Origin of the sequence: Methylocystis parvus OBBP (genome assembly GCF_027571405.1) — a bacterium.
In the GTDB taxonomy this organism is placed as follows: domain Bacteria; phylum Pseudomonadota; class Alphaproteobacteria; order Rhizobiales; family Beijerinckiaceae; genus Methylocystis; species Methylocystis parva.
In genome coordinates this window covers 504,281-526,542 of record NZ_CP092968.1, presented here as the reverse complement: position 1 = coordinate 526,542, position 22,262 = coordinate 504,281, and the positions used below count along the sequence as shown (strand labels likewise).

Here is a 22,262-nt window from a genome sequence, read left to right as displayed (position 1 = left end):
GCAATAGAAATAAAATATGAAGCAGCGCGCAATATGGCCGCGCTGCGCCTCAGAGCCGCGTCGACTCGTCGATATCGCCGGGATGGAACGGCTTTTCGAATTCCGCGCCGATCCCGCCTTCGAAATGGCGCACGACCACGGCCGGCGTGGTGCCGATGATGACCTTGGCGCCGAGATAGGGACGCGCTTCGGTTTCGATGCCGACGCCCGAAAGCGAAATGTCCTTGATTTTGGCGATGATTTCCTGCCCGTCGGGAAGGCGCACCAGGGTGCGCTGCATGAGCGGCGTGATGCGCTCGTGACGGCGATCCTCGGGCAGGTTGAAAGCGTGGCGGTTCGCGAACCAGGTGAGCTGGTCGGCAAGCTTGTCGCGCTTCATCGGCGGCAGATTCATCGACAGGGCGAAGCCCACATCGGTCTGCCGCATGGCGACGCCGGCGAAACGGCCGATCTCGTCGAGATAGACGACGACCTTCTCGCCGATCTGCGCCTTGACCGGCGCAAAGAGCGTCATGTCCCCGGGCGACATCTCGACGGTCTGGCACGGATATTCGCGCCGCGACTCGAGCATGTAGCGCCCGAAAAGGGTGACGGGAACGCGTTGGAACCGCCGGTTCTCTCGCGAGTCGTAGAGGTAATTGAGTTGGGGTTGAATCGCGGCCATGTCTGCGCGTGCTTCCGCATTGAGTTTCCAGACAATACCGCCGACCCGATTAAAGATTGCTTACGTCTACGGCGGAAATAGATGCGTCCATCACAGCTTATCTCCGTCATAGATGACGAGTCGCGGATGCCGGAGCGCCGTCCGGGGCGGCTGGAAAGACCGGTAGTTCGAGGAGCTTGGCCGGGCCTCTTTCGCGTCGAGCACCCTCATGGAAATCATTTCCAGCGGCGCCGCGCGCAGCTGACCAAGCCAGTCGGGCTGGTAAACCGGAGACAAAGCCCCCAGCACGCGCGAATGCGTCTTCCCGAAATGGCGCAAGGGGAGCAGGATCATCTCGAGCTCCAGCGGCGCGTGTCCCTGCGCATGCGTTCTGACTCCGGCGACGACGGGCGTCACGCCCTCGACCACCGTGAGCAGCGCAGCGGAAGCGCCGCGACGGTCTTCCGGCCGCCATAGCTCCAGAAAGGACGCGCCTTTCCGTTCCTCCATCCAGAGCGCGTCGATCCGGCCGCCCGAAAGACGGAGCGGAAAGCGGCAATCAACGTCGATCTCTATGATGAAAGTATCGGCCAATATGTGGCGGATCGCCGCCGGATCGATGTCCGAGCGGTCGGGCGCGGCGCGCGCGCCCTTGAGTTCGCGCCAATAGGCGAACAGATCCTTGCTTACCTGCTGTCTCATTACTCCGCCCGCTGATCGCGCGGCGTCCCCGCCCAGGATTGAAACGGGCTTCCCTCAACGCTGCGCATAACGGTAAACAGCAGCGCGCATGCCATCCGTTAATGGAATTAACCTTTTTTCAACGCATTTCTTGCGGGTCCCGGCGCGCCGTGGCACCTTCCTGACGTGCCGCGACGCTTGTGGGGAGATGCTCCGCTCCCTCGGCGTTCCAAGGCAAAATACTGTAGAAAAACAACTTTTGATGACATTTCTTTTTCCAAGCGAAGGGCGATGAGACAAGAGGGGGAACGTTTGCTCCGGCGTTCCCCCTCCCCGATCAAATCGCTTCCGGCGCCATCCGCCCTCGCCCTTCGGGGCCCCCTTTCGACTGCGGCAAAATCAAATATTGTCCCATTCGGAGACGGTGAGGCTCATGCGTTAAGCGAGACGAGCCAAAAGGGGACAAATGAACGCCGACAACGAAAAAGTGATCAATCTGCCGGGCGTGGTGACCATTCTCCTCGGCGTCATGACGGCGATCGAGCTTTTCGCCGCGATCGCCCCCAGGGGTCTCGTCTATTCCGTCTATGACGCCTTTGCTTTCGTGCCGTTGCGATTGAGCTTCGCGCTCGCGCCGCAGACCGTTCTTTCCGCGCTCGCCGATGCGCATGCGCTCGACGCCGATGCGCAGGGCCAGCTCGTCGCCATGCTGAACGGCGGCCGGTGGGTGTATCTGACGCCGCTCAGCTACGCCTTTCTTCACGGCGGCTGGACGCATCTCGTCATCAATAGCCTCACTCTGGCGGCCTTTGGCGCGCCGGTGGCGCGACGCCTCGAGCCCGCGCGCTTTCTCGCCTTCTTCGCCGCCTGCGCGGTCGCGGGCGCCTTTGCGCATTTTGCTTTTCATCCGCTCGACGCCGCGCCGGTCGTCGGCGCCTCGGCGGCGATTTCAGGAACCATGGCTGGAATTGTGCGTTTTGCTTTCACCCCCGGCGCGCGGCTGGGCGAGAACGGCGCAGTAAATGGGAGAGACGCCAGAACGGCTTCTCTCTCTCAAATCGGCGAGAACCGTCAGGCGATGCTTTTTTTAATCGTCTGGTTCGGCGCAAACTTTCTCCTCGGCGCTTTCCCCGAGGTCTCCGGTTCGTCGGAGCCCATTGCGTGGGAAGCGCATATCGGAGGCTTTCTGTTCGGTCTGCTTTGCTTTGGCGCCTTCGAACCATCGGCGCGGCGCGCTTAGCGTCCCCGCCGGCCAGCCGCCGACGTAAGCGCGCGAAATAACGCGCGCATGGGGCGTTGGGTTGGGATCGCGCCGAGGAGGACAGTATGACCGTTGCAATGATTCTTTCGGAAAAGGGCCGTTACGTCGTCACGTCGCCGCCGTCCATGCCGCTGCGCAAGGTTGCGCAGGAGCTCATCCGGCATGGCATCGGCGCGCTCGTCGTCACCGATAGCGACGGCGCGGTGATCGGCCTCATTTCGGAGCGGGACGTCGTGTCGGCGATCGCCGCCTTCGGGCCGGAGGCGCTCGACTCGCCCGTCTCGGAGCACATGCAGTGCAACCCGGTGGCGGCGCATGAGAACGACACGGTCGACACCACCATGCAGACGATGACGCTGGAGCGCCGCCGACACCTTCCCGTCATGCGCGAGGGGCGTCTGGCCGGGCTCGTTTCGATCGGCGACGTGGTGAAATACCGCATTCGCGTCATCGAAGAGGAGCACCGCTCCATGCGCGAATATATCGCGCAGGCGTGAACCCCTGCCCCTCCCCGCGCTCGCGCGGGAGGGGACGACGTCTAGGCTGACGCGCCGGAAATCGGGATATGCGCGAAAATGTTGGGCAAAGCGCGCTTTGCGGCCATGCGCCCGACATTGATCAACTGGTCCGCCTTGTGGAAATCGAACATGCCGATGTCCTCCATCCGCGCCGTGATGGTGGCGTCCGGAGGGTCGCCCGCAAGACGTGAGCGCAGAATGCGGTCCTGAATGATGTTGAAGGCGTCGATCATCGCCGTGGCGACATTGGGGGCGTCGCCCCGCTGCCGCTCGAAATAGCGCGGCAGAATGCGGTCGACGAAGGATATGTCCGGCTTGTCGCCGAAGGGTCCCGCCTCGGCCGCTTTCCTTTGCGCCGCCGGATCGTCGCGTATCACGCGGGCGCGATACATCGTATCGGCCGTGACGTTCACCGCGATGACGAATTCGGCGCCCAGCGCGCGGCAGACCGTGACGGGGACGGGATTGACCAGCGCGCCGTCGAAAAGCCAACGGTCGCCCACTCGGACCGGCTCGAAAATTCCCGGCAGCGCATAGGAAGCGCGAATGGCCTGCGCGAGGTCGCCGCGCTGCAACCACACTTCGTGGCCCGTGCCGACCTCCGTCGCGACCGCCGCGAAGGGAATGGACAATTCCTCCACCTTGAAACCGTCGAGCTCCTGCTCCAGCGCGGATTTCAGCCGCTCGCCGGTGATGAGGCTGGCGCCCGAAAAGGAGAGATCCATCAGCGTGAAGACCCGGCGCCGCGTCAGCGAACGGGCAAAGGCTTCGATCTGGTCCAGCCGTCCCGCGGCGTAGCAGCCGCCGACGACGGCGCCGATCGACGTGCCGGCGACGATGTCGGGATGGATGCCCTGCTCGGCAAGCTCGCGCAACACGCCGATATGCGACCAGCCGCGCGCCGCGCCCGCGCCAAGGGCGAGACCGATCAGCGGCTGGCCGCGAGGCTGCCTGGGCCGGTCGTCATTGGCGCCGTCGGCGACGGCGGGCGTGAGAGAGTCCGCGCCGTCTTCGCTTGCGCTCATGACCTCGCGCGTTTCGTTTGGGATGGGCGTCTCATTACGTCGTAGCAGCGATAACATCGCATATATTCCCGCTCAGTCGTCTCTCTACCCGAGGATTTTGATTTTTTTATATGGGAGCGAGGCTGCGCTCGGAAAATGTCTAGAAGGTTAACCTTATTTCAGACCGCCATGCCTCATGTTGCGCGCCGCAACACAAAAAAGCCCGGCGCGGGCCGGGCTGGGAGGCTGGGAGGAAAAGAGGACGGGCGGCGCGCTTACGCCGCCTGACGCAGGGCCCTCGGCGGCTCCATTTCGAGCTGCCAAAGCGCCAGCACCGAAACCGCGATCGCTTCGATCGACGCCATGCTCTTGCGATTGAGGGCGTCGCGAGGGAATTCGACCTGAAATTCGCGCTCAACGGCGACGAGAAGGCGGATCGCGTCGAACGACGTCATGCCCAGGGAATAGAGGTCCGCATCCGCGGCGAGCTTTCCGTCGGCGACGGCGACCCGGGTTTCCTGCTCGATCAGGCGCTGGATGGTGGCGAACATTTCTACGCTCCCTGCCATTTCTTAGTTGATGGCTGGAGAGTAGCGGGCTCCGCGCCCGGCCGCCGTGCGCGGCGGCACATCGCGTTCTACTCGGCGAAGACGAGCCGCCTCGCGCCGCCCTCGGTCGCGAGCTTGCGATAGAAACAGGATTTGCGGCCCGTATGGCAGGCCTTGCCGTCGCCGCCCGCCTCGACCATGAGCTGGATGGCGTCCTGATCGCAATCGACCGAAAGCGAGACGACGCGCTGAACCTGGCCGGACGTGTCGCCCTTGCGCCAAAGCGCGCCGCGCGAACGCGACCAGTAATGCGCGACGCCGGTCTCGATCGTCTTGTCGAGCGCGAGCTGGTTCATATAGGCGACCATGAGGATCTCGCGCGTCGCGGCCTCCACCGTCACGCAGACGATGAGGCCGTTCGCGTCGAAGCGGGGCGTAAACGCCGCCCCCTCCTCCAGCTCCTTGTCGCCCGCCATTAGCGGGCGCCGCGCAGCAGCGTGTAGAAATGCGCCTGCTGGCCCGGATCGTCCTGGAAGACGCCCGAGAAGCGCACGGTGACGGTGGACGAGCCCTGCTTGAGCACGCCGCGCATGGACATGCACATATGCTCGGCCTCGATCAGCACGGCGACGCCGCGCGGAACGAGATGGCTCTCGATCGCGCCGGCGATCTGCGCCGTCATCGCCTCCTGCGTCTGCAGACGCTTGGCGAAGACGTCGACGAGGCGCGCAAGCTTGGAGAGGCCCACGACGCCGCCCGTCGGATAATAGGCGATATGCGCCTTGCCGACGAAGGGCACGACATGATGCTCGCAATGCGAGGTGAAGGGAATGTCGCGCACGAGCACGAGGTCGTCATAGCCCTCGACCTCCTCGAAGATGCGGGACAGAACCTCGTCCGGGGTCTCATTGTAGCCTTTGAAGAATTCCTCATAGGCCTTGACCACGCGGCGCGGCGTTTCGAGCAGGCCCTCGCGGTCGGGATCGTCGCCGGCCCAGCGCAGCAGGGTGCGGACGGCGGCCTCCGCCTCGTCGCGGCTGGGGCGTTCGACGCTCTTCTTCGCCGGCTCGGCGGGGCGGTTGGCGGAAGGTGAATCTAACACGGCGTCGTTGCGGTCTTCTTCAAAACTGGGGCGAACGGGAAAGGTCTTAACCACGTCATCCATGTGGCGCCTCCTCGACAATCGCGTCGTAAAACCCACGACGCTTTCCCCCATGCGGACAAGGCGCATGGGTCATAACCTCGATTTTTCGCCTTTCCGGATAGGAGAAACCGCGAGAATTCGAGACTTCGCCAGAGCCAATGCAAGAAATGCGGCGCCTCGGCGTTGCGCCGGGACGAGCGCTTTCGCGACCGCCCTCCCCTAGCTATATAGAGGGGAGCGGGAGCGAAGGTAAGCCCCGCGCCAGAGCCTGCGCTGATATGCTCGACAATGTCTATAACGCCCGCATCCTTGAGCTTGCGGGCAATATCCCCCGCCTCGGCCGGCTGGAGAGCCCCGACGCCACCGCCAAGGGCTATTCTAAGCTCTGCGGCTCGACCATCACGGTCGACCTCAAGCTGAGCGAGGGCGTCGTGACGGATTACGCCCACGAGTTGAAAGCCTGCGCCCTGGGCCAGGCCTCCGCCTCGATCATGGCCCGCAACATCGTCGGCTCGACCCCCGGGGAACTGCGCGCGGCCCGCGAGGCCCTGCGCAAGATGCTGAAGGAAAACGGCCCGCCCCCCGAGGGCAAATGGGGCGATCTCGCCGTGCTGGAGCCGGTGCGCGATTACAAGGCCCGGCATGGCTCGACAATGCTGGCCTTCGACGCCGTGGTGGACGCGGTGGGAAAAGCCGAAGAGGCGAAGCGGCCTAACTGACCTCGGCCACGCCTCTCGACGCTTCAATCGCCGGCGCCTCCCGGTCGAAACACAAGAGACGTCACTTCGCTCCAGACACGAGCAGCTTGTAGTTGATGGCGTCCACGATCGCCTCGAATGATGCGTCGATGACGTTCGCCGAGACCCCCACCGTCGACCACCGGCCGCCCTCGCCATCGGCGCATTCCACCAGCACGCGCGTCACGGCGTCCGTGCCGCCCTGGAAGACGCGGACGCGGTAATCCACGAGCCGCACGTCGTCTATATATTTCTGATAGGCGCCGAGATCCTTGCGCAAGGCGAGGTCCAGCGCGTTGACGGGACCGTTGCCCTCGGCGGCCGAGATGCGCGTTTCGCCATGAACCGCGATCTTGACGATCGCCTCGGCGCCGCGATCCTCGAAACCGTTGCGCGCGAAGCGGCGATCCACCGCGACGCTGTAGCGCTCAATGTCGAAATAATGCGGCGCCTCGCCCAGCACGCGCTTGGCCAGCAGGAAGAAGGAGGCGTCGGCGCCTTCATAGGCGTAGCCCTGCGCCTCCTTCTCCTTCACCTCGTCGAGCAGGCGCGAAAGGCGCGGATCGTCCTTGTCGAGCGGAACGCCGAGACGCGTCAGCTCCGAAATGATGTTGGAGCGCCCCGCCTGATCGGAGACCAGCACACGGCGCTGATTGCCGACGCTTTCGGGCGTGACGTGCTCATAGGTTTTCGGGTCGATCATCACAGCCGAGGCGTGAATGCCCGCTTTGGTCGCGAAGGCGCTGGCGCCGACATAGGGCGCATGGCGGTTCGGCGCGCGGTTGAGCAGTTCGTCCAGCGCATGGCTGACGCGCGTCAGATGGGTGAGCTTTTCCTGCGTCACGCCGATCTCGAAGCGCGACGCGAACTCGTCCTTCAGGAGCAGCGTCGGAATGATCGTCGTGAGATTGGCGTTGCCGCAACGCTCGCCCAATCCGTTCAGCGTGCCCTGAATCTGCCGCGCGCCCGCGCGCAGCGCCGCAAGCGAATTGGCGACCGCCTGCCCCGTATCGTCATGGCAATGCACGCCGACGCTGGCGCCGGGGATGACCTTGATGACTTCGGCGACGATGCGCTCGACCTCATGCGGCAGCGCGCCGCCATTCGTGTCGCACAGCACGACCCAGCGCGCGCCGGCGTCATAGGCGGCCTTCGCGCAGGCGAGCGCATAATCCGGATTCGCCTTGAAGCCGTCGAAGAAATGCTCGCAGTCGACCGCGACCTCCTTCTTCTTCGAAACGGCGTGCCTTACGGACTGCGTAATGCCCTCGAGATTGTCTTCTTCCGTGGAGCGTAAGGCGACCTTGACCTGATAATCCCAGCTCTTGGCGACAAAGGTCACCGCATCCGCCGCGCTGTCGAGCAGCGCCGCGACGCCCGTGTCGTTCTCGACCGACCGTCCCTGGCGGCGCGTCATGCCGAAGGCGGAAAAGCGCGCCTTGATTTTTGGACGGTCCGCGAAAAACTCCGTGTCTGTGGCGTTGGCGCCGGGATAGCCGCCCTCGACATAGTCGATCCCGAGATCGTCGAGCATGGCGGCGATCTGCCGCTTGTCCTCGAGCGAGAAATCGACGCCCGTCGTCTGCGCGCCGTCGCGCAGCGTCGTATCGTAAAGCGTGACGCGTTCCTTGGTCATCAATGCGGTCCCGAGGCGGGCGGCGCCGCCAGATCTTTGATCATCGTCGTATTGCCGAGCCATTCGCCGCCGACCGTCACCGTGTTGCGGCTTTGCGCGACATAGAAGCGCGCGGCGAAGAATTCCCGCGCGGCGTCCGAGGCTTCGACCGTGAGCTTCTTCGTCCCGCGCCCGCCGGCGAGCTTCTCGATCGCGTCGGCGAGCGCCGAGCCCACGCCCCGGCCCGCGAGATCGGGCCGCACATAGAGCATGTCGAAAAGCGTGTTGTCCTTGAGAGACGCGAAGCCGGCAATTTCTACGCCGATGATCGCCACGATCGTAAGCTCGCCCGCAAGCTTCCTGGCGAAGGCCTCTTCATCGTCAGCGACAGAGGCCCAGGCCTCGCGCTGGTCGTCGCTGTAATCCTCGGCCGTCAGCTCCTCGACGCTCGCGCGGAAAAGCGCGGCGAGCGTCGGCGCGTCGCTCGGAAGGAATGGCCGAAGCCCGGGCGACGCCATCACACGACCTCGAAAGCGCGCATGATATGCCACGCGACAAAGGCGGCGCCGGCGAGCACGGCGAGTTTAAAGAGAAGATAAACCGCCCAATGGCGCTTGAACGGCAGCGTCTTTTTCCAGTCTTCGTTGGCCATGGCCTGCTCCCTTTACCCTGCGAACTCCCACCCGGCCCGCTTTGCGGGCCGCCCTCCCCGTAAAAGGGAGGGATTGGGCTGTATCGACATTTCTGATCACGCCCAACTCGGGCAACCGCATTTGCCTTTCAGGATGAGCTGCAATCGCGCCGCTCCAATCCCTCCCCCTTGCGGGGAGGGCAGCGCGTGAAGCGCGACGGGTGGGGCCCGCATCAGGAATCCTCCTCCACCTTCTCATACGCCCGCGCGATGATCGTCTCGACAACGGCCGACAAATTCAAATCCACGTCCGCGTTCCAGAACCGCAGCGTCTCAAATCCGTTCGCCGCGAAATGCGCGTCACGCCGGGCGTCGTGGCCCAGTTGCTGATCTTCCCCATGCTGCGAGCCGTCGACCTCGACGATCAGCCTGTGCTTGAAACAGACGAAGTCGAGAATATAGCCGTCGACCGGCGCCTGACGGCGAAAGTGGAAACCCTGCGGCCGCAACTGACGCAGATGCACCCAGAGCTTCACTTCCTGGGGCGTCATCGACTTGCGCAACGCACGAGCTTTGACCACCGACATGGCTTAGAACCCCACCCGTCGCGCTTCGCGCGCCACCCTCCCCGTAAAGGGGAGGGATTGAGCTGCATCAACATTGCTGATCGCACCCAACTCTGGCGACTGCATCAGTCTTTCAGGAAGCGCCGCAACGGCGCCGCTCCAATCCCTCCCCTTTACGGGGAGGGTGGTCCGCGCAGCGGGCCGGGTGGGGTTCGCGCTCAACGCTTCACCTCCCACGTCGTCGTGCCGTCCTTATTGTCCTTGAGCGCAATGCCCATCGCGGCAAGCTCATCGCGGATACGATCGGACTCTCCCCAGTTCCTGGCGAGGCGGGCGGCGAGGCGGGCGGCAATGAGCGAGGAAACATGCTCCACATTCACAGATCTCCTTTCGCCTTCAACCCATCGAGCGTACGATCGAACATTTACGCCAATCAAGTTGAGAGCGGCCTTGAGCTCTTGTGAGTCTTCAATTGCGTGAATCGCGGTCAGCGCGAAAGGCGTATTCAAATCATCTTCCAACGCTTCCAAAACAATTCGAACGCCAGCAAAGCCGCCGCCATAGCCGTCACCATCCGGTGAACCGTAGCCCATGCCAAATCCATCCCCGTCGACCTCGACAACGCCAGTCTCGATCGCCCATTTTTTTAGACTTAACTCCGCCTCCTCCAGCGCCTTCACCGTCCAATCGATCGGCTGCCTGTAATGCGTCCGCAACATTGCGAGCCGCAGCACCTCGCCCGGCCACTTCCGCCCCCCAAATTTCTCCGTATGCAGCAGCTCGTGAATCGTCACGAAATTCCCCAGGCTCTTGGACATCTTCTCGCCCTCGACCTGCAGGAATCCGTTATGCATCCAGTAATTCGCCATTACGGGCTGGCTAAAAGCGCAGCAGCTCTGCGCGATCTCGTTTTCGTGATGCGGAAAGACGAGATCGACGCCGCCGCCGTGAATGTCGAAGGTTTCGCCTAAATGCGCCCAGCTCATCGCCGAGCATTCGATATGCCAGCCCGGGCGCCCCCTGCCCCAAGGGCTCTCCCAACCGGGCTCGGTCTCCTTTGACGGTTTCCATAAAACGAAATCCATGTCGCCGCGCTTATAAGGCGCGACGTCCACGCGGGCGCCGGCGAGCATCTCGTCCAAAGAGCGACGCGAGAGGCGGCCATATTCCTTCATCGACGGCACGTCGAACAGCACATGACCATCCGCCGCATAAGCATGGCCCCCCGCGATCAGTCTTTCGATGATCGCGATCATCTGCGCGATATGTTCGGTCGCGCGCGGCTGCACGTCGGGCGGAAGGCAGCCCAGCGCCGTCACATCCTCCTGAAAGACCCTGTTCGTCTCTTCGGTCAGCTCGCGGATCGTGATCCCGCGTTCCGCCGCGCGGGCGTTGATCTTGTCGTCGACGTCGGTGATGTTGCGCACATATTTGACGTGGCGCTCGCCATAGAGACGCCGCAGCAGCCGATACAGCACGTCGAAGACGATCAGCGGCCTCGCATTGCCGATATGGGCGTAGTCGTACACCGTCGGTCCGCAGACATACATGCGCACATTGGCGGGATCGAGGGGCTGGAAAACCTCCTTCGTTCGCGTCAGCGTGTTGTAGATCTTGAGCGCGGGCGTCGACATGAAAACCTCGGTTGGCCGGCGGGCCGGCGCGTTTCATGTCGTTTGAGGGACGTGACGGCTCCGGCCAGCGGGGGCGCTAGCTGATAATGATCCGGCCGCAAATTCGGCAGTTGAGCGTCATGGTCGAGACCATGCGCCCGAAAGCGCCGCGCCGTCAAGGGTGCGCCGCGCTGCGAAATTGAGGCGGGATCGTGGCGACTTAACGCATATTTTACTGCGTCCCGCTACCTCTTCGAGACGCCGCCAATTGTCTCGGGCGGCCACTCACGGGCGTGGCCATGTTCATTCTTTCTTCGAAATACGAAAAGTCGCTCTGGCCGCGTCTCGCCGCGCCGCTCGTCGCGGGTCTTCTGGTCTCCGCCGCCTATCATTCCAACGTCCAGGCGGCGCCGCTCGCGACTTACGTCGTCTTGGATCAGGACGGCTACGGCGTCATCGAGTGCCTGACCCAGAAATCCGACTGCGGCAAGATCGTCGCCGACGCCTGGTGCGAGTCGCATGGCCACGGCCCGGCGAAGGCTTATGGCCGCGCCGAGGACGTCACCGCCTCGATCGACGCCGCCGCGCCGCGCCAGCCGCTGCAGCCGGGCGCGGCGATCGTCTCCTGCTCGGAATAAGGCTTACTTCACCCAATCCGCGCATTTGGCGGGCTCCGCCCCGCCCCAGGGCTGGAGCGCCACGGTGGCCGTGGAGTTCTCGGGCGAGCCTTCCACGAGCTTATCCGAATAGACCATGTAGACCAGCATGTTGCGCTTCACGTCGCAGCCGCGCGCAATGTGCATCTGCTTGAAGAGCAGCGACCGGCGCTCGCTGATGACGAGATCGCCCTGGCTGAACTTTTCCTTCTCCTTGCCGGCGCGCAGCTTGATCGGCCCATATTGGCTGCATGCGAGCGAGACTTCCGAGGTCTGCTCCGCGACGCCGAACATGCCGGCGACGCCGCCCTTCTCATGGGCGGTGTAGGTGCAGGCGACGCCGTCGATCAGCGGATCGTCGACGACATAGGTCGCGAGCTTGTCATTGGGCGTCAGCAACTTGAAATCGGTCGACTTGCGGAAGACGAGGTCGGGACCCTCCTGCGCGGACGCAACGCCAGCGGCCAGAAGAGCGGCGAGAGCGAGCGGGGCAATAGCGAAAAATCTGCATGTCTTCATAAGGCGACCTCCAATGGCGTCGGGGCGGATATGGGCGAAGACCGCGCTCAAGGGAAGAGGCGCAAGACTGCGGCGCGGTAAAAATTGCAGGCGCGGCGCGAAACGCCTCGGCATTCGTCAGAAAGATCCCCTGCCCGACGCGTTGAAGCCGGCCCGCCAGGGGAAGGTCCGAATGGTCGCCCCGCCGGAATCGCCCACATAGCGCCGATGGCGAGGGGGCGTCGTTGGAGGCAGCAATGTCGGTCGCGCGCTTCGTTCCTTATATTTTCATGGCCGCGCTCGCCCTCGCGTCGGGCCATGCCCGCGCAATTCCCGCCTTCTGCTGGCATGTCCGCTGCGCCCCGACCGGCAAATGCGTCACGCCGCCGAATATCAATCCGACGGTCGACTATCCCGCGCCGACGGTCCCCTATTCGGTCTGGTACAATGAATGTTTCATGCCGCATTGCGCGGGCGATCCGAGCGGAGCCTGCAGCTGACGGTCCTGCAAGCTCGGATCTCGCCGCTTTCTACGCGCTTGCCGCAGGCTCGCGCGCCCGCCTTGTTGCCGACATGATGACGGGCACAATCCCGCATCGATTTGATCGCCGGCGCAAATAAGCGAATATGCCAAGAACGGGCGCCGCGATTCCTAAAAAGGACCCGCCGCGCGGAGAGGCTCGAAGATCGCCCCGCGCCGGGCCGGCAGCCGGAGCACGCAATGAGGCCGACTTTGGGGCCGATGAATTTCCGCGGACGTTTCGCCGTCGCTTTCGCTACGGCGCTTCTTGTTCTGGCCTGCGCCCCGCGGCAGGCGCGGGCCGAAAGCGGCTACTGCACGGATTTGCGCGCCCAGATCGCCAAAGCGGGCGCCGAGGGCATGCAGGCCCGCTATCGCGCCGCCGCCGCCAAGCAGCGCGCGGAATATGGCCGCCTCGCCGCCAAGGCGCACGCCATGGGCTGCGACCAGCAGCAATTCCTTTTCTTCGGCGATCCGCCGCCGCCGCAATGCGGGAGCGTCAACGCCAGGCTCAACGCGCTGGAGGGCACGATCGCCGCTTATGACCAGGGCGCGTCCGACGACAGTCAGCGGCAGGCGCTGATGGCCCGATACGAGGTGGATTGCCGGCAACGCGCTTCGGCGCGCGAGCCCCAGCCCAAAAGCTTTTTCGAAGAGCTTTTCGGCGTCGGCGCGCCCGACCGGACAACCGGGCTGCGCGAGGTTCCGGTCGGCGCGCCGGACCCGACGCTCGACCCGAATTATCAGGACGAAGGCGAGCCGGTGGATCAGCGTCCGAGCGGCGGTCCCATGGCGATATGCGTGCGTTCCTGCGACGGCGGCTTTTTCCCGATCACCTATTCGGCGAAGGCCTCGCAGCTCGACGATCTCAACGCCTTCTGCAAGGCCATGTGTCCGGGCGCGGAGGCGAAGCTCTACACCCAGTCGCAATGGAAAGGGCTCGACTCGGCCGTCTCCATCGATGGCGAGCCCTATGCCGACCACCCCAACGCGCGCAAATTCGAGAAGAGCTACGAGCCCTCCTGCGGCTGCAAGCCTCAGGGCCAGAGCTGGACGGAAGCGCTCGCCGAAGCCGAACGCATGCTCGCCGAGCGCAACAAAAAGGATCAGATGATCACCGCCGAGCAGGCGGAGCAGATGTCGCGTCCGATCCAGTCCGGCGATCCGCGCGCCAGGAGGCCCGAAGGCGCGGCGGCCGTCGCGGCGCCGCTCGTCGGCGACGGGCTGCGCGGCACGCAAGGCAGCGTGACGACCGGCGCGCCGGAGGTTTTTCGCGAAGTGGTCGGGCCGGATGGCGTGAAGCGCCGGGTGCGCGTGGTGGCGCCGACGCTTTGACGCGAATTTGGCTGTTGGTCAGCCGCGGCGTCGCCGGCCGCGCCATTCCTTGAAGAGCAGGCGAGCGCTCATCAGGAAGGCCGCGCTCCAGGCGAGTTTTTTGACGATCCCGTCCCCGTTTGGCGTTTTCCTTCCGAAGGGCGCGCGGCCAGGTTTTCTTCAGCCTACGCCGCGCCGTCCCCGGCCATGTGGGACTTCACCGTCTCGATCAATTGCTTGATCGAGAAGGGCTTGGGCAGGAAGCCGAAATCGCCCTCCGGCAGGTTCTTGGCGAAAGCCTCTTCGGCATAGCCGGAGACGAAAATCACCTTGGCGGCGATGCCGCGCTTGCGCAGTTCGGCGAACATTGTGGGCCCGTCCATTTCGGGCATCACCACGTCCGAGACGATGAGGTCGACCTTGCCGCCGACCTCCTCGACGACTTCCAGCGCTTCAAGGCCCGTCGTGGCCTCGAGCACGGTGAAGCCTCGCGATTTGAGGGCGCGCGCGCCGATGGAGCGCACGGCGTCCTCGTCCTCGACGAGCAGGATGACGCCCTGCCCCGTATAGTCCGCGGCCGCCTTCGGCGCTTCGGACTCCTTTTGCGGCGTTTCCTTCGCCTCAGGGATGTAGCGCGGGAGGAAGATGCGGAAGACCGTGCCTCTGCCGACTTCACTCGACGCGAAGATGAAGCCGCCCGATTGCTTGACGATGCCGAATACGGTCGAGAGCCCAAGCCCGGTGCCCTTGCCGACTTCCTTGGTCGTGAAAAACGGCTCGAAAATCTTCTCGATCACTTCGGGCGGAATGCCCGAGCCATTATCCTCAACCTCGACCAGCACATAGTCCGCCGCGACGAGATGCGCCTCGCCGAAGCTCGCGCAATCGTCCTTCGAGACGTTCCGCGTGCGGATCTGCACGCGGCCGCCGGATTCCGGCATGGCGTCGCGGGCGTTGACGACCAGATTGATGATGACCTGCTCGAACTGGGTCGTGTCGGCCTTGACGTACCAGAGGTCGCGGCCGTGGCGCAGGTCGAGTTCGTTCTTTTCGCCGACGACCCGCCGCAGCAGGATTTGCAGCTCGGACAGCGTGTCGCCGAGTTGCAGGACCTGCGGACGCAGCGTCTGCCGGCGCGAGAAGGCGAGAAGCTGGCGGGTGAGGCCGGCGGCCCGGTTCGCCGTCTCCTTGATCTGGCGGATGTCGCGGAAAGCCGGATCAGTCGGGCGGTGGCTCGACAGCAGCAGATCGGAATAGCCGATGATGGCCGTGAGCATATTGTTGAAGTCATGCGCGATGCCGCCCGCGAGCTGGCCAACCGCGTTCATTTTCTGGGATTGGGCGAACTCCTCCTGCAGCTTGCGCTGCTCGGTGGTGTCGAGCGCATAGATCGTCGCGCCCTTCTGGCCCGAATCCTCGGCCGGCGAAACGAAGAACCGCGCCGACCGCGGGCCAGCGCCTTCCTCGAAGGAGACATTGACGGGCTTGACGTCGCTCTTGCCCTCCAGCGCATCCTGGACGGCTTTGCGCAACGCCTCGGCGTCGCGCTCCGAAAGACCGGCGAGAAGCGACCATTGCTCTCTGCCGTGCCCGGCCTTCAGCGCCTTGGGCAGCAGCTTGGCGAAAGCGGCGTTCGAGTCCTGCACGCGCCCATCGGCGTCGAGCGTCGCGATCGCCATGGGCGTCGAATTGAAGAAGCGCGCGAAACGAACCTCCGCCGCGCGCAGATCCTCTTCCGGTTTCTCTCCCGCCGCCCGATTGAGCACGAGCGTGCGGGACGAGCCGGCGGCGCCGTCCTGACCGAAGGCGACCTGATGCAGCAGCCGCACCGGCAGCGAGCGGCCGTTGCGGCAGCGCAGGTCGATATCGATCTGATCCGTGCGCACCTCGCCCGGCGAACCGGACACCGCCGCGAGCAGCGCCGCGCCGTTATTGGCGACGATCGAGCCGAGCGACGCGCCGCCCGAGCCGACTTGCGTGAGGTCGTAGCCGAGCCAACCGGCCAGGGTCTTGTTCATATAGGAGACGGAGCCGTCGGGATCGGCCGAGAAGAAGCCCGCCGGCGCATGATCCAGGAAGTCGATGGCGTGCTGAAGCTCCTGGAAAACGCCCTCCTGCCGCTGACGCTCGCCGGTGACGTCTCCGACGCGCCAGAGCGTGGCGCGCGGTCCCGCCTGCGGCAAGGGCCGCACCTTGATGCGGTACCAGCCCACCGCGCCGACGCCCGTAAGCGGGGGCGAGAGACGCAAATCCTCGACATGGGCCGTTCCCGACCGCGCGGCCTGGGCCAGCCGGTAGATGGCTTCGGAGACCTCCGGCGGTCCCGAAAACAGCCGCTCCACCACCTGCAGGCCGGAACCGTCGCGCGCGCCGCACAGCGCCATATAGGCGTCGTTGGCGTAAGCGATCTGCGTATCGCCCTTGGTGACCAGCAGGCCCTCGGTCGTCGAGTCGGCGATGAGCTTGGTGAGGTCGTTGCGCGCGGCGCGGGCCGAGAATTGAATGAGCCCGACGGCGTAGGCGAAAAGGAAGAAGACGCCAGCAACGCCGAAGAGCGCCAGCGCCAGCATCACGAAACGCGGCGCCAGCGCCGCCGGCGCCAGGAAGAAGACGCCCAGCACCACGACGACGGCGAAGACGAGAGCCAGCACGAGCCCTGCGCTTCCGGGCCGCTCGCTTCGGTCAAATGCGGTCGGGGCCGCCCTGTCGGTCATCCTGAACGCCCTGCTCTGGCGCCTGGGACGTCGCGCGCGCCAGACGATTCGCTCTGCATGCCAGAATATGGTTAACGGAGGCGCGCGTCGAACCGGCGCGCCGCCGCTCGATTCGTCAAACCGCGAAGTTCGCCAGAATCGCCAGAAAGAATGGCTGTCCCCGGGACCGAAGGCAACGGCCTCATTGCAGTTTCGCGCGCGCGAACTTTCCATTAACCATTGATTAACCTTTTCGAGCCTCTTGCCCTGAAAGCTGTTAATTTGGCAAGGTTCAGGCGCGTTCGAAGAGAGACCTGCGGTTCATGCAAGAAAAATTCTCACAACTGCTCCCGGTTCTCGGAGCAATCGTGGCGTTCCTCATCGCCGCGCTTCTCGTCCTTTACATTTTCCGACTTCTCTTTGGGCGGAGAATACGCGCCAATGCAGCGAAGAAGGGCGGGCGTCGACTTGACGTCGTCGACGTATTCGACCTCGACCGCGAGCGTCAGCTCGTCATCGTCCGTCGCGACAATACGGAACATCTGCTGCTGATCGGCGGCCCCAACGATCTTCTTGTGGAAGGCTCGATCGCCCGGCCCGAGGGCGCCGCGCGGCCGGCGACGGAAGGGCGCGCCGCGCCGGCGGGCGCATGGCCGCCAGGTCCGGCCGAAGCGCCCGCCCCGCCGCCCGCGCCCGGCCCCGCTCCCAAGCAGCCCGCGCCGGGGCCGCTGAATCTGCCGCCGGATCTTTTCGCGCCCGCGCCGAGCAAGCCGCCCGTCGAGCCCGCCGCCGCGCCGGCTCCTGCGCCCGGCCCCGCCGCCGCGCCGCCCGCGCCGCCGCCTGCGCGTCCCGCTCCCCCGCCGCCGCGGCCTGCGGCTCCGCGTCCCGCGACGCCGCCGTTTCTTGCGCGCACGCAGCGCCTGATCCAGCCGAAGGGCGAGGCCGGCCCCGCCGCGCCGCCGCCGCCCGCGCCGCCCAAGCCTGCCGCGCCGCCGCCACCACCGCCGCCGCCTGCCGCGGTCGCTCCTCCGGCCCCTCCGCCGCCCCCTGCCTCGGCTCCCGCGCCGGCCGCGCCTCCGACTCCTCCGCCGGCTCCAGCCGCGCCGCCGCCGCCGCCGGCTCAGGTGCGGCCCCCGGCCCCGCCGCCAGCCCCCCCGCCGGCTCCCCCCGCCCCGCCGCCGGCGCCTCCGCCGGCCGCGCCGGAAGTGGATCCGCTGGAGTCGCTTGAGGCGGAAATGGCCCGTCTGCTCGGCCGGCCCGAGAAGGAATAAAAAGAAAGGGCGTCGCTGAATATCGGCGACGCCCTCTCGCTTTTGAAGACATTCCGGGCGTGCGGCTCGCTCTCGATTCCCGCTTTCGCGCAACGAGACGCGGCGCAATACGTCAGTCCGAACCGAAAGCGCGATCTGGCGCTCCAGCAAGCTTCCGCCCGGAGGTCCACGACAGACGCAAAGGGCGTCGCCAGATTGGCGACGCCCTTTCTTTTCCAGAGATTTCTTCTGCGTCAGTCGTCGCGATAGACCTTTTCGCGCCGCTCGTGTCTTTCCTGCGCCTCGATCGAAAGGGTCGCGATCGGCCGCGCGTCGAGACGCTTCAGCGAAATCGGCTCACCCGTCTCCTCGCAATAACCGTAAGTGCCGTCATCCAGCCGGCCCAGGGCGGCGTCGATCTTGGCGATGAGCTTCCTCTGGCGGTCGCGGGCGCGAAGCTCGATCGCTCTGTCGGTCTCGGATGACGCGCGATCCGCGAGATCGGGATGGTTCTCGTTTTCGTTCTGAAGCGCCGCGAGCGTCTCGCGGCTTTCGTGAAGAATGTCTTCTTTCCAGGCCAAAAGCTTCCGGCGAAAATATTCGCGCTGCCGGTCGCACATGAAAGGCTCGTCTTCCGACGGCTTATAGGCTTCGTCCAGATCCACCGTCATTGCCGCGAATCCCGTGTTGGACCATAGGCGGCGCCTATATAGACGGGCGCGGAAGCCGACACAATCTCTTCGCCGCATGCACGCGCGAATCTTTTGGGAGTCGCCGCAATCACAGCTCTAAAGGAGACGCGGCCGCGCGGCCGCGCCGCCAAGCGCGCGGAAACAACCGATTTGGAGCAGCATTTCTATATGCGTCGCGGCGCCGGCGGCCAATGGCCGCCAACGCATTCGGGACGCCGGAAACAGTCTCTTTGGACCGCTACTCCATCGCCTTACGCAGGTTTTCGTCGACCTTGTCGAGGAATCCCGTCGTCGACAGCCACTTTTGATGATGGCCGACGAGCAAAGCGAGGTCCTTCGTCATGAAGCCGGCTTCGACCGTCTTCACGCAGACTTCCTCGAGCGTCTTCGAGAAACGCGCGAGATCCTCATTACCGTCGAGCTTGGCGCGATGCGCAAGTCCGCGCGTCCAGGCGAAGATCGACGCGATGGAGTTGGTCGACGTCTCGTGACCCTTCTGATGCTCGCGATAATGGCGCGTCACCGTGCCATGCGCCGCTTCGGCCTCCACCGTCTTGCCGTCCGGCGTCATCAATACGCTGGTCATGAGGCCGAGAGAGCCGAAGCCCTGCGCGACAATGTCCGACTGCACGTCGCCATCATAGTTCTTGCAGGCCCAGATATAGCCACCGGCCCATTTCAGCGACGACGCCACCATGTCGTCGATGAGGCGATGCTCGTACCAAAGACCGAGCGCCTCGAATTGCGGTTTGAACTCCTTCTCGTAGATTTCGAGGAAAATATCCTTGAAGCGGCCGTCATAGGCTTTGAGGATCGTGTTCTTGGTCGAAAGATAGACGGGAAATTTGCGCTGCAGCCCGTAATTGAACGTGGCGCGCGCGAATTCGACGATCGAATCGTCGAGATTGTACATCGCCATGGCGACGCCGGCGCCGGGGAATTTGAAGACTTCCTTCTCGATCGCTTCGCCGTCTTCGCCCTCGAATTTGATCGTCAGGCGACCCTTGCCGGGAACCTTGAAATCGGTGGCCTTGTATTGATCGCCGAAAGCGTGACGGCCGACGACGATGGGCTGCGTCCAATGCGGCACGAGACGCGGCACGTTGGTGCAGATGATCGGCTCGCGGAAGATGACGCCGCCAAGGATGTTGCGGATCGTGCCGTTCGGCGACTTCCACATTTCCTTGAGGTTGAACTCCTTCACGCGCGCTTCGTCGGGCGTGATGGTGGCGCATTTCACGCCGACGCCATGCTGCTTGATGGCGTTCGCGGCGTCGATCGTCACCTGGTCGTTGGTGGCGTCGCGATTCTGGATGGAGAGGTCGTAATAGAGGAGATCAATGTCGAGATAGGGCCGGATCAGCTTGTCCTTGATGAAGGCCCAGATGATGCGGGTCATTTCGTCGCCGTCGAGCTCGACGACAGGATTGGCCACCTTGATCTTCTGCATGTGTCGACGATCCTCAAGCTGCGCGCGCCTTATAGACCTGCCCCGGCGCTAGGGAAAGCGGCGCCGGGCGACGAAAGCTGAGCAACGAAGCGGAAACTAAGCCTGAATGCCGGGAGGCAATTGCCTGCTTTTCTTCAACTTCTTGAATCGCCGCGAGAGTCGCCGTCGCGCGCCGACCGACCCAAGCATCTTAGGCGCCAATCCCGAAGTCCGATCAAGAAATCAGAAACTCCTCTGGCCTAGTTTCAGGCGTTTCGTCGGTTTTGGCTGGGGACACAATAGGCAATGGGCGCAACCGCTTCGACGCGAGCCGGCTTTTCATCGAATGAAAGTGGGTCTGTCGCGGTCATTTTCGGCCTGGCGATGATCCCGATCTTTGTGATGATGGGATCGGCGCTGGACTACACCCGCGCCGCGACCATGCGCACGCGCCTCAACCGCCTTTCCGATCGCGCCGCGCTCGCGGCTGTGAAGGCGGCGGCGCAGAAGGAGGCGGACTGCGTCCTCGCCAAATCGAGCACGGGGGATTGCTCGCTGTCTCAAATTCAGACGCTCGGCGAAGCCGCCGGCGCGCAATACATCCTCGCCGACATGGCCTTCCAGAATTACGGCACGGCTAAAACCCTGACTCTCGCAAAGAACGACACGTCTTGGTCGGCGACCGTGAACTATACCGCCGAAATGCCCGCCGCCATGACCAAACTGATGGGCTTCAACTCGATCCCGGTGAAAGGATCGGTGACGTCGAACATTTCGATGGGCAGCCAGCTTTATCTGAATGTCCGCATGCTGCTGGACAATTCGATGTCGATGGGGATCGGCGCGACCTCCGACGACATTACGCGCATGCAGGCGCTGACCGGCTGCGCCTTCGGCTGTCACACGACCTCTTATGCGACAACCTATTATAAAGCCCCCAAAGCGCAAGGCATCCGCTTCCGCATCGACGATCTGCGCGACGCGACGACGGCGCTCGTCGCCACCGCAAAGACCGTGACGGCCTCGAATGCGCGCAACCACATCAAGATGGCGGCGTATTCGTTCGATCACACAACGGACCCGCTCGTCGCCCTGACCAGCGACCTCACCGCGGTCGGCTCGGCGGTGCAGGCGCTGGATCTGCCGACCGCGGACGACGGCACGCAGGCCGCCGACGCCATCGCCTGGCTCGCATCGCAAACGCCGAACAGCGGCGACGGCCTCGCGCCGGACCGTCCGCAGGAAGTGGCTTTCCTCGTCACGGACGGGGTGGAGGACGGGATTTACACAGGTTGGAACGGGATGAGCGCGCCGACGGGATTGCCCTTGTCCTGGTGGAGTCCCTCCCTGACCAAGGCGAACACCGGGGCCTTTCCTGTGGGGTCATGCGACGCGTTGAAGCAGAAGGACGTGATCGTCGCCGTCGTCTACACGACCTATGTGCCCTTCGTCGGAACGGAACAATATGACAAGCTGATCGGCCCCTTCGCGTCCAATATCGAGCCCAACCTCCAATCCTGCGCGACGAATGGCTATTTCTACGTCGCCTCGCAGCCGGGCGACATTCAAAAGGGCATGCAGCAGCTCTTCAACAAGGCGATGGCGGCGACGGCCCTTCGGCTTACTCAATAAGTCCGAACCGAAGCCGTCGAAACATTACGCGCCTGTCGGGCGCCGCAAGCCGAAGGCGCCGGCGATCTTCTCGGCGTTCAGCTCGTTGGGCGGGCCGCCGCCGCTTTCCAGAAGCTGGCGCATCCCCATTCCGCGCACCGCATCTATGAAGGCGACGACGTCCGGATCGTCGCCGCCTCGCCCGAACTGAGCCGCGACGCGATCCGCGAGCGCCCGCGCATGCTCGGCGAGGATCGGGCGCAAATCGTCTTCCTCGCTCGCTTCGAGAACGATGCCCAGGAAAAAGCGCATGCGCTGGCGGTCGAACATCAGCGATTCAAGCGCGCGCATGACGTCATCGAACGTCTCCGCGCCGCCCTTGCGAGGCTTTTTCTTCGCCCGATCGTGAGACGCGTGCAGGAGCGCCACGAAGAGGTCGGCCTTGCGCGGGAAATAATAGGTCAGATGCGACTGACGGACGCCCGCCGCGGCGGCCGCGCGCGGCTGGGTCAGCGCCTTGATCCCCTGCTCTTCGACAATCTGAAGCGCCGCCTCCAGAATCCGGTCTCTTACCGTCGCGGAACTCAACGCCCGGCCCTCTCACGCCCCACGCGGTCTCGTAGCAAAATCGCTTGGGG

General features: G+C 64.4%; 24 protein-coding genes. 8 read left to right on the top strand and 16 right to left on the bottom strand.

The annotated features are described in order from the left end of the window. Positions 1-49 precede the first annotated feature (49 nt). Both MMG94_RS02520 and MMG94_RS02515 read right to left on the bottom strand, forming a co-directional pair. Positions 50-664 carry a PilZ domain-containing protein gene (locus tag MMG94_RS02520; protein ID WP_016922014.1) on the bottom strand — a complete coding sequence of 205 codons (615 nt, stop codon included), beginning with the start codon at positions 662-664 and terminating at the stop codon, positions 50-52. Between the two features lie 90 nt (positions 665-754). After that, positions 755-1,345 (bottom strand): PAS domain-containing protein, encoded by a 591-nt coding sequence (locus MMG94_RS02515; RefSeq protein WP_016922013.1) that lies wholly within the window; start codon positions 1,343-1,345, stop codon positions 755-757. A gap of 445 nt (positions 1,346-1,790) precedes the next feature. On the opposite strand from MMG94_RS02515, the gene MMG94_RS02510 reads away from it, so the two are divergent. Both MMG94_RS02510 and MMG94_RS02505 read left to right on the top strand, forming a co-directional pair. Beyond that, positions 1,791-2,564, top strand: a complete 774-nt coding sequence (locus tag MMG94_RS02510; RefSeq protein ID WP_016922012.1) for a rhomboid family intramembrane serine protease — start codon at positions 1,791-1,793, stop codon at positions 2,562-2,564. A gap of 86 nt (positions 2,565-2,650) precedes the next feature. Continuing rightward, positions 2,651-3,082, top strand: coding sequence for a CBS domain-containing protein (locus MMG94_RS02505; protein ID WP_026016543.1), 432 nt, complete (start codon positions 2,651-2,653; stop codon positions 3,080-3,082). A 41-nt stretch (positions 3,083-3,123) separates the two neighbouring features. Here the strand turns inward: MMG94_RS02505 and MMG94_RS02500 are convergent, their stop codons facing one another. From MMG94_RS02500 to folE, 4 genes are all read right to left on the bottom strand, one after another. Then, positions 3,124-4,128, bottom strand: coding sequence for a patatin-like phospholipase family protein (locus tag MMG94_RS02500; RefSeq protein ID WP_016922010.1), 1,005 nt, complete (start codon positions 4,126-4,128; stop codon positions 3,124-3,126). Between the two features lie 254 nt (positions 4,129-4,382). After that, the gene (locus tag MMG94_RS02495) at positions 4,383-4,658 is read right to left on the bottom strand and encodes a phosphopantetheine-binding protein (RefSeq protein WP_016922009.1); all 276 of its coding nucleotides are present in this window, start codon (positions 4,656-4,658) and stop codon (positions 4,383-4,385) included. 86 nt (positions 4,659-4,744) lie between these two features. Further along, a complete protein-coding gene (gene hisI / locus MMG94_RS02490) occupies positions 4,745-5,131 on the bottom strand; it encodes a phosphoribosyl-AMP cyclohydrolase (RefSeq protein WP_016922008.1) in 387 nt (128 codons plus the stop codon). Further along, positions 5,131-5,820 carry a GTP cyclohydrolase I FolE gene (gene folE, locus MMG94_RS02485; RefSeq protein ID WP_016922007.1) on the bottom strand — a complete coding sequence of 230 codons (690 nt, stop codon included), beginning with the start codon at positions 5,818-5,820 and terminating at the stop codon, positions 5,131-5,133. The genes hisI and folE overlap by 1 nt, the downstream gene beginning before the upstream one ends. 257 nt (positions 5,821-6,077) lie before the next feature. Here folE and MMG94_RS02480 point away from each other — a divergent pair, with 257 nt between their 5' ends. After that, on the top strand, positions 6,078-6,518 hold the full coding sequence (locus tag MMG94_RS02480; protein ID WP_016922006.1) for an iron-sulfur cluster assembly scaffold protein: 441 nt from the start codon (positions 6,078-6,080) through the stop codon (positions 6,516-6,518). Positions 6,519-6,579: 61 nt separating this feature from the next. On the opposite strand, the gene cimA is transcribed toward MMG94_RS02480, so the two are convergent. From cimA to cysS, 5 genes are all read right to left on the bottom strand, one after another. Then, positions 6,580-8,172: a citramalate synthase gene (gene cimA, locus MMG94_RS02475; RefSeq protein ID WP_016922005.1), complete on the bottom strand. Its 1,593-nt coding sequence runs from the start codon at positions 8,170-8,172 to the stop codon at positions 6,580-6,582. After that, a complete protein-coding gene (locus MMG94_RS02470; protein ID WP_016922004.1) occupies positions 8,172-8,669 on the bottom strand; it encodes a GNAT family N-acetyltransferase in 498 nt (165 codons plus the stop codon). The genes cimA and MMG94_RS02470 overlap by 1 nt, the downstream gene beginning before the upstream one ends. After that, complete coding sequence (locus tag MMG94_RS02465) at positions 8,669-8,803, bottom strand: hypothetical protein (protein ID WP_016922003.1); 135 nt, start codon at positions 8,801-8,803, stop codon at positions 8,669-8,671. Before MMG94_RS02465 ends, MMG94_RS02470 begins: the two co-directional genes overlap by 1 nt. A gap of 212 nt (positions 8,804-9,015) precedes the next feature. After that, entirely contained in the window at positions 9,016-9,369 is a 354-nt protein-coding gene (locus tag MMG94_RS02460) for an endonuclease domain-containing protein (protein WP_016922002.1), read from the bottom strand. A 197-nt stretch (positions 9,370-9,566) separates the two neighbouring features. Continuing rightward, the gene (cysS, locus tag MMG94_RS02455) at positions 9,567-10,982 is read right to left on the bottom strand and encodes a cysteine--tRNA ligase (protein WP_016922001.1); all 1,416 of its coding nucleotides are present in this window, start codon (positions 10,980-10,982) and stop codon (positions 9,567-9,569) included. A gap of 278 nt (positions 10,983-11,260) precedes the next feature. Here cysS and MMG94_RS02450 point away from each other — a divergent pair, with 278 nt between their 5' ends. Then, on the top strand, positions 11,261-11,599 hold the full coding sequence (locus MMG94_RS02450) for a hypothetical protein (protein WP_016922000.1): 339 nt from the start codon (positions 11,261-11,263) through the stop codon (positions 11,597-11,599). Between the two features lie 3 nt (positions 11,600-11,602). On the opposite strand, the gene MMG94_RS02445 is transcribed toward MMG94_RS02450, so the two are convergent. Then, positions 11,603-12,136: a CreA family protein gene (locus MMG94_RS02445; RefSeq protein WP_026016542.1), complete on the bottom strand. Its 534-nt coding sequence runs from the start codon at positions 12,134-12,136 to the stop codon at positions 11,603-11,605. Between the two features lie 236 nt (positions 12,137-12,372). On the opposite strand from MMG94_RS02445, the gene MMG94_RS02440 reads away from it, so the two are divergent. Then, positions 12,373-12,615 carry a hypothetical protein gene (locus MMG94_RS02440; protein ID WP_016921998.1) on the top strand — a complete coding sequence of 81 codons (243 nt, stop codon included), beginning with the start codon at positions 12,373-12,375 and terminating at the stop codon, positions 12,613-12,615. Positions 12,616-12,836: 221 nt separating this feature from the next. Further along, positions 12,837-13,970: a DUF2865 domain-containing protein gene (locus MMG94_RS02435; protein WP_016921997.1), complete on the top strand. Its 1,134-nt coding sequence runs from the start codon at positions 12,837-12,839 to the stop codon at positions 13,968-13,970. Positions 13,971-14,134: 164 nt separating this feature from the next. Here MMG94_RS02435 and cckA read toward each other — a convergent pair whose 3' ends face one another. Next, positions 14,135-16,663 (bottom strand): cell cycle histidine kinase CckA, encoded by a 2,529-nt coding sequence (gene cckA / locus MMG94_RS02430; RefSeq protein WP_016921996.1) that lies wholly within the window; start codon positions 16,661-16,663, stop codon positions 14,135-14,137. Positions 16,664-16,965: 302 nt separating this feature from the next. Here cckA and MMG94_RS02425 point away from each other — a divergent pair, with 302 nt between their 5' ends. After that, a complete protein-coding gene (locus MMG94_RS02425; protein ID WP_195840187.1) occupies positions 16,966-17,913 on the top strand; it encodes a flagellar biosynthetic protein FliO in 948 nt (315 codons plus the stop codon). Positions 17,914-18,146: 233 nt separating this feature from the next. On the opposite strand, the gene dksA is transcribed toward MMG94_RS02425, so the two are convergent. Both dksA and MMG94_RS02415 read right to left on the bottom strand, forming a co-directional pair. Then, positions 18,147-18,563, bottom strand: a complete 417-nt coding sequence (gene dksA / locus MMG94_RS02420; protein ID WP_016921462.1) for an RNA polymerase-binding protein DksA — start codon at positions 18,561-18,563, stop codon at positions 18,147-18,149. 259 nt (positions 18,564-18,822) lie between these two features. Continuing rightward, on the bottom strand, positions 18,823-20,034 hold the full coding sequence (locus MMG94_RS02415; RefSeq protein WP_016921464.1) for an NADP-dependent isocitrate dehydrogenase: 1,212 nt from the start codon (positions 20,032-20,034) through the stop codon (positions 18,823-18,825). A 363-nt stretch (positions 20,035-20,397) separates the two neighbouring features. Here MMG94_RS02415 and MMG94_RS02410 point away from each other — a divergent pair, with 363 nt between their 5' ends. After that, positions 20,398-21,645 (top strand): pilus assembly protein TadG-related protein, encoded by a 1,248-nt coding sequence (locus MMG94_RS02410; RefSeq protein WP_157212458.1) that lies wholly within the window; start codon positions 20,398-20,400, stop codon positions 21,643-21,645. Positions 21,646-21,669: 24 nt separating this feature from the next. Here the strand turns inward: MMG94_RS02410 and MMG94_RS02405 are convergent, their stop codons facing one another. Further along, positions 21,670-22,212, bottom strand: coding sequence for a TetR/AcrR family transcriptional regulator (locus MMG94_RS02405; protein WP_016921466.1), 543 nt, complete (start codon positions 22,210-22,212; stop codon positions 21,670-21,672). Positions 22,213-22,262: the final 50 nt, after the last annotated feature.